Origin of the sequence: Flaviramulus aquimarinus (assembly GCF_039543205.1) — a bacterium.
Taxonomy (GTDB): Bacteria; Bacteroidota; Bacteroidia; order Flavobacteriales; family Flavobacteriaceae; genus Flaviramulus_B; species Flaviramulus_B aquimarinus.
The window spans coordinates 38,286-50,021 of sequence record NZ_BAABJH010000002.1 but is presented as its reverse complement, the minus strand read 5'-3'; the positions used below and the strand labels follow the sequence as shown (position 1 = coordinate 50,021).

12 protein-coding genes are annotated in these 11,736 nt (G+C 33.4%); 6 read left to right on the top strand and 6 right to left on the bottom strand.

Annotated features, from left to right (window positions below; all coding sequences use genetic code 11):
- The first annotated feature begins 51 nt into the window (after positions 1–51).
- The 5 genes from ABD941_RS08555 to ABD941_RS08535 all read left to right on the top strand — a co-directional run bounded on the left by ABD941_RS08555 (position 52) and on the right by ABD941_RS08535 (position 6,117).
- Positions 52–1,542 (top strand): aminotransferase class V-fold PLP-dependent enzyme, encoded by a 1,491-nt coding sequence (locus tag ABD941_RS08555; protein WP_345273716.1) that lies wholly within the window; start codon positions 52–54, stop codon positions 1,540–1,542.
- A gap of 84 nt (positions 1,543–1,626) precedes the next feature.
- Positions 1,627–2,604, top strand: coding sequence for a Gfo/Idh/MocA family protein (locus ABD941_RS08550; RefSeq protein ID WP_345273715.1), 978 nt, complete (start codon positions 1,627–1,629; stop codon positions 2,602–2,604).
- Between the two features lie 200 nt (positions 2,605–2,804).
- Positions 2,805–3,500 (top strand): BamJ family beta-barrel-assembly machinery protein, encoded by a 696-nt coding sequence (gene bamJ, locus ABD941_RS08545; protein WP_345273714.1) that lies wholly within the window; start codon positions 2,805–2,807, stop codon positions 3,498–3,500.
- Positions 3,501–3,631: 131 nt separating this feature from the next.
- Positions 3,632–4,513: a GTPase Era gene (gene era / locus ABD941_RS08540; RefSeq protein WP_345273713.1), complete on the top strand. Its 882-nt coding sequence runs from the start codon at positions 3,632–3,634 to the stop codon at positions 4,511–4,513.
- Between the two features lie 83 nt (positions 4,514–4,596).
- Entirely contained in the window at positions 4,597–6,117 is a 1,521-nt protein-coding gene (locus ABD941_RS08535) for a choice-of-anchor I family protein (RefSeq protein WP_345273712.1), read from the top strand.
- Between the two features lie 60 nt (positions 6,118–6,177).
- Here ABD941_RS08535 and ABD941_RS08530 read toward each other — a convergent pair whose 3' ends face one another.
- The gene (locus ABD941_RS08530; RefSeq protein WP_345273711.1) at positions 6,178–6,690 is read right to left on the bottom strand and encodes a GTP-binding protein; all 513 of its coding nucleotides are present in this window, start codon (positions 6,688–6,690) and stop codon (positions 6,178–6,180) included.
- A gap of 176 nt (positions 6,691–6,866) precedes the next feature.
- Here ABD941_RS08530 and der point away from each other — a divergent pair, with 176 nt between their 5' ends.
- The gene (gene der / locus ABD941_RS08525; RefSeq protein WP_345273710.1) at positions 6,867–8,174 is read left to right on the top strand and encodes a ribosome biogenesis GTPase Der; all 1,308 of its coding nucleotides are present in this window, start codon (positions 6,867–6,869) and stop codon (positions 8,172–8,174) included.
- A 91-nt stretch (positions 8,175–8,265) separates the two neighbouring features.
- Here der and ABD941_RS08520 read toward each other — a convergent pair whose 3' ends face one another.
- The 5 genes from ABD941_RS08520 to ABD941_RS08500 form a co-directional block, all read right to left on the bottom strand.
- Entirely contained in the window at positions 8,266–9,123 is an 858-nt protein-coding gene (locus ABD941_RS08520) for a TPM domain-containing protein (protein WP_345273709.1), read from the bottom strand.
- A 9-nt stretch (positions 9,124–9,132) separates the two neighbouring features.
- Positions 9,133–9,573, bottom strand: coding sequence for a TPM domain-containing protein (locus tag ABD941_RS08515; protein ID WP_345273708.1), 441 nt, complete (start codon positions 9,571–9,573; stop codon positions 9,133–9,135).
- 26 nt (positions 9,574–9,599) lie between these two features.
- A complete protein-coding gene (locus ABD941_RS08510; protein WP_345273707.1) occupies positions 9,600–10,187 on the bottom strand; it encodes a LemA family protein in 588 nt (195 codons plus the stop codon).
- A gap of 103 nt (positions 10,188–10,290) precedes the next feature.
- On the bottom strand, positions 10,291–10,620 hold the full coding sequence (locus ABD941_RS08505; protein WP_345273706.1) for a MerR family transcriptional regulator: 330 nt from the start codon (positions 10,618–10,620) through the stop codon (positions 10,291–10,293).
- Positions 10,620–11,591: a M23 family metallopeptidase gene (locus tag ABD941_RS08500; protein WP_345273705.1), complete on the bottom strand. Its 972-nt coding sequence runs from the start codon at positions 11,589–11,591 to the stop codon at positions 10,620–10,622. Before ABD941_RS08500 ends, ABD941_RS08505 begins: the two co-directional genes overlap by 1 nt.
- Between the last annotated feature and the right edge of the window lie 145 nt (positions 11,592–11,736).

Sequence of the window (11,736 nt, the reverse complement as noted above, 5' to 3'; positions counted from 1 at the left end):
TATGTTATTAATGGTTTAGTACTTAAGATTGAAGATTAAAACTGTAAAAATATGTTGAAAGCTAATATTAAATATGATAGTTTAGAAGAGTATTTTAAGCCATTTAGACAACATATTGTAGGTGTAGATCAATACTTTGAGTCGCCTTACGGTAGAAAAAAAATCATCTATGCAGATTGGACGGCTAGCGGTAGACTTTACAGACCAATAGAAGAAAAATTCCTAAATGAAATAGGGCCGTTTGTAGCAAATACACATACTGAAACATCAATTACAGGTTCAGCTATGACCATGGCATATCATGATGCCAGAAACATTATTAAAAAGCATGTAAATGCTTCAAAAGATGATGTGCTAATTACCGTTGGTACAGGAATGACAGGTGCTATAAATAAGTTTCAACGTATTTTAGGACTTAAGGTAACTGAAAATTTAAAAGATAGCACGGTTATTCCTGAGGAAAAAAAACCTGTTATTTTTGTCTCTCACATGGAGCATCATTCAAATCAAACTTCTTGGTTAGAAACTATAGCAAGGGTAGAAGTCATTCCTTCAAATAAACAAGGTTTGCCTTGTACAATCAAACTAGCAGAACTTATTGAAAAACATAAAAGCTGCCCTATAAAAATAGCGGGAATTACAGGCTGCTCTAACGTTACTGGTATTAGAACAAATTACCATGATATAGCAAAAATCATGCATCAAAACAACGGCCTTTGTTTTGTGGATTTTGCTTGCTCTGCACCCTATGTAAACATAAACATGCACCCAGAACATGAGGATGAATATCTGGATGCCATTACATTTTCGCCTCATAAATTTTTAGGAGGTCCAGGGGCATCAGGGGTATTGATTTTTAATAAAAAACTATACAAAAATTTAGTACCTGACAATCCCGGTGGAGGCACCGTTAGCTATACTAATCCTTGGGGTAATCACGATTATATAGATGATATTGAAACTAGAGAAGATGGTGGTACACCAGGGTTTTTACAAGCCATTCGAATCGCTTTGTCCATTGAGTTAAAAGAAAAAATGGGCGTTAAAAATATTTTAGATAGAGAACATGAGTTAAATAGTATTGTTTTTAAAAAGCTTTCTAAAATTGATAACCTATACATTTTAGCCCCAAAACATAAAGATAGACTAGGTGTGTTTTCTTTTTATATAGAAGATGTGCATTATAATTTAATCGTAAAACTTTTAAATGATCGATTTGGAATACAAACCCGTGGAGGTTGCTCATGCGCAGGGACTTATGGGCATTATTTGTTGAATGTAGATGAACTGACTTCAAAATCTATTGAAGAAAAAATATTAGAAGGATGCTTAATAGAGCGCCCAGGATGGATTAGAATGTCCATACACCCAACAATGACCAACACTGAAATTGACTTCATTTGTGATGCCATTAAAGACGTGTCTGAAAATTTTAAAGCTTGGTCTAAAGATTATACCTATAATGCTACAAAAAACGAGTTTGTACATAAAAATAATCCTGATGTTGAAAAAGAAATTACAAAGGGATGGTTTCAAATATAATAAGAGCAATTATTTTAGTTTTATCATGTATTACAATCAGGTAACAATTTTAAAGGATGTTGAAAACCATAGTTTATTGATAAAATGAGTAAAATATATAAATGGGGCATTATTGGATGCGGAAATGTTACAGAACTAAAAAGCGGACCAGCCTACCAAAAAGTAACTGGTTTTGAGTTGCATGCTGTTATGCGTCGCAATACTGAAAAAGCTAAAGATTATGCTTTAAGACATGCGGTACCCAAATTTTATGGTAATGCAGACGATTTGATTAACGATCCAGAAATAGATGCCGTGTATATTGCTACCCCACCAGATTCTCATGGTTATTATGCTTTGAAAGTAGCCGCAGCAGGAAAAATATGTTGTATAGAAAAACCAATGGCACCTAGTTATAAAGAGTGTGTATTGATAACTAAAACATTTGAAGAAAATAAAATTCCATTGTTTGTTGCATATTACAGACGATCGCTTCCTAGATTTAAACAAATTAAAACATGGATAGATAATCATGAAATAGGTACCATAAGGCATGTAAGTTGGCATTTAAGTAAGTCGGCAAATGATATCGATTTATCCAAGGTATACAACTGGCGTACCGATGTTAAAATTGCTCAAGGCGGATATTTTGATGATTTAGCGTCTCATGGAATCGATTTATTTACACATCTATTAGGAGATATAAAAGAAGCTCAAGGACTAGCAGTTAATCAGCAAGGACTCTATACGGCTATGGATGCCATTACCGGAAGTTGGGTTCATAAATCTGGTGTTACAGGTTCTGGTAGCTGGAATTTTGGAACTAAAAAAAGGGAAGATGATGTTCAAATTTATGGAGATAAAGGAAAAATAAGTTTTTCAGTTTTTGGTGAAGTCCCAATAGTATTAGAACAAGAATTTCATAACGAAAGTATGATTATAAAGCATCCTGAAAACATTCAATTATTTCATGTTCAAAATATGAAAAACCACTTATTGGAAAATGTGGAGCACCCTTCAACAGGAAAAACCGCAATGCATACCACTTGGGTTTTAGACAAAATTTTAAATAAATCAACCTAGATTACTATTAAGGTTATGTAAAGTTGGAACAGGATGCAAAACGTGTATTAAGTATTGTAAAACCTATTAGGGTGTTAAATTGAAACAAGTTGAAAAGATAAAAGAACCTTCCATGGAATCAGGGAGTTTTCTTTTTTTTACTCACTATAAATTTGTTACATTTGGCGTCAGAATAAAAAAAATAAACTAAAATGAAAATAATGAAATTTTTAAGTCTAGTAACAATGGTTTTACTAGTGGTGTCTTGTAATAAGAATGGAGCTGTAACACAAAAATCGTTAAATACAGAATTAGATTCTGTAAGTTACGCTATTGGAATGGATGTAGCTAGAAATGTTAAAGCTAGTTTTGATGAATTTGATAATGATTTATTCATTCAAGGATTTATTAATGTTTCAGATTCTACAGATATTATATTAGAAGAAGCAAAGGCACAAGCCCTTGTTAGAGCTTATTTCCAGAAAATGCAAAAAGAAAAAGCTGCTAAAGTTAAAGAAGAAGGAGAAAAAGCAAAAGCAGATGGTATTAAGTTTTTAGCAGAAAATAAATCTAAAGAAGGCGTACAAACAACAGAAAGTGGCTTGCAATATATCGTTTTAAAAGAAGGCGAAGGTGAAAAACCAACAACAGCATCTAAAGTAAAAGTACATTACCATGGAACTTTAATTGATGGAACTGTTTTTGATAGTTCTGTGGATAGAGGAGAACCTACTGAGTTTGGTGTAACTCAAGTTATCAAAGGATGGACAGAAGGTTTACAATTAATGACTCCAGGTTCTAAATACAAATTTTTTATTCCTAGTGATTTAGCATACGGGGCTAACCCTAGACCAGGGGGAAAGATTAAACCTAACTCAACATTAATTTTTGATGTAGAGTTGTTAGAGGTTAAGTAACATTATTACAATATTTAAAATACATTAAGCAGGAAGACAACTTCCTGCTTTTTTGTTTCTTCTATTTTCAGTTAGAATAAACAATCAAATTGTAACTTTGCACTACCAATTTAATTATAAAATAAAGATTGATGAGTCATAAAGCAGGTTTTGTAAATATTATAGGCAACCCAAATGTGGGTAAATCAACCTTAATGAATGCCTTTGTTGGGGAAAAGTTGTCAATTATCACTTCAAAAGCGCAGACAACAAGACATCGGATTTTAGGCATTGTAAATGGTGATGATTTTCAAGTTGTTTTTAGCGATACACCAGGCATTATCAAGCCCGCTTACGAACTTCAAGAATCAATGATGGGCTTTGTTAAATCTGCCTTTGAAGATGCCGATGTATTAATTTATATGGTTGAAATTGGAGAACAAGCATTAAAAGATGAAGCTTTTTTCAATAAAATAACCCATTCAAAAATCCCAGTTCTATTATTATTGAATAAGATTGATAAATCCGATCAAGGTCAGTTGGAAACTCAAGTACAGCTTTGGGCAAAAAAAGTCCCCAACGCCGAAATTATTCCTATTTCAGCTTTAGAAGGGTTTCAAGTAAAAGAAGTATTTAGTAGAATTATTGAGTTACTTCCTGAATCACCACCATTTTATCCAAAAGACCAATTAACAGATAAGCCAGAACGTTTTTTTATAAATGAAACCATCCGTGAAAAGATTCTGATACATTATAAAAAAGAAATTCCTTATGCCGTTGAGGTTGATACCGAAGAGTTTTTTGAAGAAGAAAATATTATCAGAATTCGTTCCGTAATTATGGTCGAGCGCGAAACACAAAAAGGGATTATTATTGGCCATAAAGGAAGCGCCTTAAAGCGGGTAGGCGTAGAAGCTAGAAAAGATTTAGAAAAATTCTTCGGAAAACAAATTCATATCGAATTATATGTAAAAGTGAATAAAAATTGGCGTAGCAATCAAAACCAGCTGAAACGTTTTGGTTACAATAGCTAGCAAATGCTAATAATTGCTTTTTAATTAGGTAACGTTTACATAAAGTTTGGATTTCATATTTGTAAAAATTAATTAATCAAATTATGAAATTTAATAAACTACTTATTTCTGCGGTTTGTATTACCGCTATTTTTGGATGTCAAAATGACGACGATAACACAATTACAGGACCTGTTGTAAATACAGAAGTAAACTTTCAATACAAAACCACAATTAATATTGGTGGCGAAGGAGCTTCGGAAATTTCTGCCTATGATCCGATTTCAAAAAAACTATTTACGGTAAATGTGGAATCAAATCAAATTTCTGTAAATAATATTACAGATTTAGATGCACCAGTAATGGAAAACCCAATAGATTTATCATCTTTTGGTGCACCAAATAGTGTTGCTATTTACAATGGCAAATTAGCGGTTGCAGTTGAAGCAGACCCAAAACAAAATCCAGGTAAAATTTTAGTATATAATACTGCGGATAATGCATTGTTAAACCAGTATACAGTTGGTGCTTTACCTGATATGGTCACGTTTTCTAAAGATGGGAAATTAATTATTTCTGCTAATGAAGGAGAACCAAATGATGATTATACCGTCGACCCAGAAGGTACAATTAGTATCATCGATTTATCGGATGATAGTGTGACGACTTTAGATTTTACAGCATTTAATGGTCAAGAAGCTTCGTTAGAAGCTCAAGGGTTTAGAGTTTTTGGGCCAGGAGCAACATTAGCACAAGATGTAGAACCAGAATATATTACGGTTTCAGAAGATTCCAATACCGCGTGGGTGTCCTTACAAGAAAATAACGGTATAGCAAAAGTGAATTTAGTGTCAAAAACTATCGAAGCTATTTATCCTTTAGGATTTAAAGATTATAGTTTAGCGGGTAACGAAATAGATGCTAGTGATAAAGATGGTGTAACAGTACTTAAAAGCTGGTCGGTTTTAGGAATGTATCAACCAGATGCCATTACTTCAGCCAATATTGGTGGAACAGAATATATTTTCTCTGCAAATGAAGGCGATGCTAGGGATTATGATAGCTTTAGTGAAGAAGTCCGTGTTGATGATTTAACACTTGATGAAACAGTATATCCAGTTGCTAATGATTTTCAAAATGAAGTCAACTTAGGAAGATTAAAAACAACAACAACTATAGGTGATACGGATAATGATAATGATGTCGATCAAATATATAGTTACGGTGCGCGTTCATTTAGCATTTGGTCAAGTAGTGGAAGTTTACTTTATGATAGTGGTAACAGTATAGCCTCGGAAACATTAGTAGCAACTCCTACTCGTTTTAACGATGAAGATAAACGAAGTGATGATAAAGGTGCTGAACCAGAAGCTGTAGAAATTTTAAATATTGGTAATGAACGCTATATCTTATTTGTTGGTTTAGAAAGAAACGATCAAGTTTTAGTATACGATATTACAAACCCAATGTCGCCTAGTTTTATGACTATATTATCACATAGTGGAGATGAAGCCCCAGAAGGCTTACTGGTCATAAATGCGGAAGATAGCCCTAATGGAAAAGACTTATTAGTAGTTTCTAACGAAGACAGTGGTACCGTTAGTTTCTATGAAAATATTCAATAGTTAGTTTTGTTTGTTTAGTATTGAATTTTGAGTTAATTGTGAAGCGCTTTAATTGAATTATTAAGGCGCTTTTTCTTGTGCTATATCTAGAACGCTATACATAAAATTATTGAGCAGTCGCATATCATTCGTGCTTGATGCTTTTCCAATACTACCAGCAAAGTACAAAGTCACCCAAATGAGTACCATCAGAATGGTTATGCTTATCTGTACTGCAAAAGGTTGGCCTAAAGACCAGTTGGTATACGTCCAAATACCAAAGGCAATAAAAACACCGGCAACCATAAAATGAAGAAACATAAAAAGGGTCCAAACCGTTGGATTTGGTCCAAATAAACCATGAATGATACTGTTGTTTTTATCAACCTCATTAATTTCTAGGTGCAATTGTGGTGACCAAAAACTTTGTTTCTCCTTAGGAAACCTTATAAAAACATGGTCATCAACTCGTGTGACAATAAAATCGGATTGTGTGGTTTTAGCATTCCTAAAATCGCTTAAAATAGCTTGATTATACCGTGGGATTTCTATTTTAAAACGAGGTCGTAAAACAATGTCGTTAGGTAGTGGCATCAAATATTGGTTTGAGCACAGTAAATTACTATTTTTTCTTTAAACTTAAAATACTGAACCCGTTTAATCTTTACTAAAAAAGAACTTTGCGTCGTCTATATTTCCTATTTTTGCAAAATATTTCGGATAGAAATAATAAAGGCATCAGATAAGGTGTAACATACAATATAAAGATTATGAGTAATATAGTAGCAATAGTAGGAAGACCAAATGTTGGAAAATCAACATTCTTTAATCGATTAATTCAACGAAGAGAAGCTATTGTTGATGCTGTAAGTGGAGTTACTAGAGACCGTCATTACGGAAAGAGTGACTGGAATGGAAAAGAATTTTCATTAATTGACACAGGAGGCTATGTTTTAGGAAGTGATGATGTTTTTGAAGCCGAAATCGATAAGCAAGTAGAATTAGCAATTGATGAAGCAGATGCTATTATTTTTATGGTTGATGTTGAAGATGGCGTAACCGGAATGGATGAAGATGTTGCTGAACTGTTGCGTAAAGTTAGCAAACCAGTCTTTTTAGTTGTTAATAAAGTGGACAATGGAAAACGTGCGGAAGATGCTGTAGAGTTTTATTCATTAGGGTTAGGCGATTATTATACCATTGCCAGTATAAATGGTAGCGGAACTGGTGAATTATTAGATGCACTTATTGAAGCTTTACCAGAAAAAGAAGACGAAGAAGAAGTTGAATCGTTACCACGTTTTGCGGTAGTTGGTCGTCCTAATGCAGGAAAATCATCGTTTATTAATGCTTTAATTGGAGAAGATAGGTACATTGTTACAGATATTGCAGGAACAACACGTGATTCCATCGATACCAAATACAATCGTTTTGGATTTGAGTTTAATTTAGTAGATACCGCAGGAATACGAAGAAAATCTAAAGTAAAAGAAGATTTAGAGTTTTATTCGGTTATGCGAAGTGTCCGTGCTATTGAACATAGCGACGTATGTCTTATTGTTTTAGATGCCACAAGAGGTTTTGATGGTCAGGTGCAAAATATTTTTTGGTTGGCCGAACGCAACAGAAAAGGTATTGTGGTTTTGGTAAATAAATGGGATTTAGTAGAAAAAGACCATAAGTCAATGAAAGAATATGAAAAAGCTATAAAAAAGCAAATGGAGCCGTTTACAGATGTGCCCGTTATATTTATTTCAGCATTAACAAAACAACGTATTTTTAAAGCCATAGAAACAGCTGTCGAAGTATATCAAAACCGAGCCAAGAAAATTAAAACAAGCAAACTTAATGAGGTGATGCTGCCAATAATAGAAAATTTTGGGCCACCAGCTTATAAGGCTAAGTATGTTAAAATTAAATACGTTATGCAATTGCCAACACCACAACCGCAATTTGCATTTTTCTGTAATCTACCGCAGTACGTAAAAGACCCTTACAAACGTTTTTTAGAGAATAAACTACGCGAGCATTTTGATTTCAAGGGTGTTCCTATTAGCATTTATATGCGAAAAAAATAGAGTTGTTAGTTATTAAGTCGAATACTTTGCAATAACGAAATGGTTGCTTTGCGAGTTTGAGAGATGCTGTTTACTGTAAACTGTGACTGAATCACCAACCTCCAGAAGCGCCACCGCCACCAAAACCACCACCGCCAAAGCCACCACCAAAGCCACCGCCGCCAGAGAATCCACCACCACTAGAACTACCGCCCCAACCAGAAGAACCACGTCTGTAACTACCACGACCCATATTGCTTAGGATGATAGCTTCTAAAAGGCTACCTCCGTTAGATCTATGGCCACCATTTCTGCCGCCACCACGTCTGTTTTTAGAAATAGAAATTAGAATAACAATAAATATAAAAATGAGTATAAATATAAATCCGATTGGAAACTCATCATTTGTTGATTTACGTGAGCCTTTATATTCACCATTTAGCACTTCAAAAATAGCATCAGCACCTCTGTTTAATCCGCCATGGTAATCGTTCTGTTTAAAGTAGGGAATAATATCACGTTCTATAATACGCTTGGATAAGGCGTCAGTTAATAAATACTCGATACCATAGCCTGTGTTAATGGCAATTCTTCTGTCGCCCTTCGCAAGTAAGATTAAAATACCATTATCTTCTTTTTCTTGGCCAATGCCCCATTCTTGGCCCCATTTAGCGCCCAAGAAATTAATATTTTCGCCTTCAGTAGAATTAATAATAGCTACAACAATTTGAGTGGAAGTAGTATCCGAATATTTAATCAGTTTCCGTTCTAAATTGGATTTCTGAGTATCGGAAAGTAGATTAATATAATCGTAAACACTAGTTTGAAACTTTGGTTTTTCAGGAATGTCAAATTGAGCATAGGAAAAACTTAAAGATAAAATAGCAAGCAGTAGCGTAAGTATAATATTCTTTTTTAAATGATACTGTAAGTGAGACTGAGACTGAAAAGTGATTACTGAATACCGCATACTAAAAACCTATTCTTTAGAAATTTCGTTAGAAAGCTCATTCGTGTCTAAATCTGTATAAGGAAAATAGTGTTTAAGTTGCTCACCAGATTTTAAAATACCATCAACAAGACCTTGTTTAAAATGCCCTTGCTTAAAATGGGATTGTATAAGATCTTTAGTGCTATCCCAAAAATCATTGGCCACCACGTTGTTAATACCTTCATCGCCATAAATAACAAAAGATTTATCTTCGACAGCCACATAAATCAATACAGCATTTTGAAGTTTAGTATTGTCCATTTTTAAAGTGTGAAAAAGTTCTAATGCACGATTAGTAGCATCGCCTTTAGATGTTTTTTCTATATGAACACGTATTTCGCCAGAAGTATTTAATTCCGCTAATCTAATAGCTTCAACAATATCCTGTTCTTCTTTAGCAGAAAGAAAATCTTCAATTTTATTTGACATTTATAACGTGTTCTTTTCGAGTTAAATTATTTAAAATCGAAATTGACCTCTGGAGCTTTTTCAGCACCAGCTTCTGATTCGAAATAAGCTTTTTTATCAAACCCCATAACTCCAGCAAACAAAAAATTTGGGAACGATCTTATTACTTCGTTGTATGGTTTTACAGCTTCATTAAATCGATCTCTAGTGACGTTAATTCTATTTTCAGTACCTTCCAGTTGAGACTGTAATTCTAGAAAGTTTTTATTAGCTTTTAAATCAGGATATCTTTCAACGGTAACTAAAAGACTTTTTAAAGCTCCAGTTAAGCCGCTTTGAACTTCACTGAATTTGGAAATTTGTTCTTGGGTTAAATTAGACGCGTCTATATTCATGGATGTGGCTTTAGCTCTGGCTTCAATGACATCTTTTAAAGTGCCTCGTTCAAAGTCTGCTGCTCCTTGTACTGTTTTTACAAGGTTATCGATTAAATCTGCACGTCTCTGATATGAGCTTTCTACCTTTCCCCAAGCTTCATTGACGTTTTCATCTAATCCAACCATAGAATTATAGCTTTTAATTCCAAATAAAGCAAGAGCTAAGATAATTACAACTGGTATAATCCATTTTTTCATGATAATAAATTTAATAAATGTTAGTGTTATTTGTTAGACACAGAATTGAAAAAAAAGTTACTTAATTTTCAATAAAATGTCCTCAATATCTTATTAAGAATCTTTAAAGATGCTGTTTTATTTTAATAAGCTGATTTTTTACATCTTCAAGCTTATTAATAATTTCAAAATTATTAAGTGCCTGTTTCTTTTCTTCTTTTAAATGTGTTTTAGCACCCTCAAGCGTAAAGCCACGTTCTTTTACAAGATGATAGATGAATTTAAGATTTTTTATATCCTCAGGCGTAAATTTACGGTTACCCTTAGCGTTTTTTTTAGGTTTAAGAACATCAAATTCCTTTTCCCAAAAGCGAATCAATGAAGTGTTTACATTAAACGCTTTGGCAACTTCGCCAATACCATAATATCGTTTTTCAGGTAAATCTATATACATTAATCTAAGGATTGATTTTCTAATGAAGCATGCTCTAACAGTTTATTAAACTCTTCCGCAGTTAAACTACCATAATAAAAGTTTATGGGGTTAATGCGGTCTCCGTCTTTAAATATTTCGTAATGTAGGTGTGGTGCTTCAGAACGCCCTGTGCTTCCCACAAAACCAATTAAATCACCCCGTTTTACTTTTTGGTTTTTTCTAACATTGTATTTGTATAAGTGTGCATATAAACTAGTATAACCATAACCATGATCGATTCTTATATGCTTGCCGTAACCACTAGAACCAGAATCTGCACGAACAACAAGACCATCACCACTAGCATAAACAGGTGTTCCTCTTGGAGCGGTAAAATCCATGCCCCAATGCATTTTTCTAACCTTAGTAAAAGGGTCAGAACGAAATCCGTAACCTGATGCCATACGCGTTAAATCCTCATTACTAACAGGTTGAATAGCAGGTATAGCTGCTAAAAGCTTTTCTTTTTCTTCAGCAAGATTAGCAATTTCATCAAGAGATTTAGACTGTACCACAATTTGTTTTTGTAAAATATCTAAACGTTTGTTACTTTCAATAATTAGTTTAGAATTATCAAAACCTTCTAAACTTTTATATCTATTAACACCACCAAATCCAGCTTTACGCTGTTCATCAGGAATAGGGTTGGCTTCAAAATAAACACGGTAAATATTATTATCCCTATCGGCAACATTTCCTAAAACGGCTTCAGCATGCGCCATTTTTTTATTGATTAATTCAAACTGTAATTGCATATTATGCAATTCACGTTTTAAAGCACGCTCTTTAGGCGATTCAACATATTGACTAGCAATAAAAACGAATATAAAGGCAAAAAATACAGACGCTAAAATAAATATAGAAGCATACTTAAAAGTTGTTCGTTTTTTGCGCTCTATTTTTTTATATGAGAGCGAATCAGAATCGTAATAATATTTTACCTTACTCATTTCTTAAATTATGCTATTTTTGCGCTTTATAAACTTTAATTAAAAGTTTATGGATTTTGTGATTAAACGACTAAAACCAAAGATATATTATAAACAAAACTAGTTATGATATTTAAGGTATTGGTTTATTTTTACAAAATTCGAA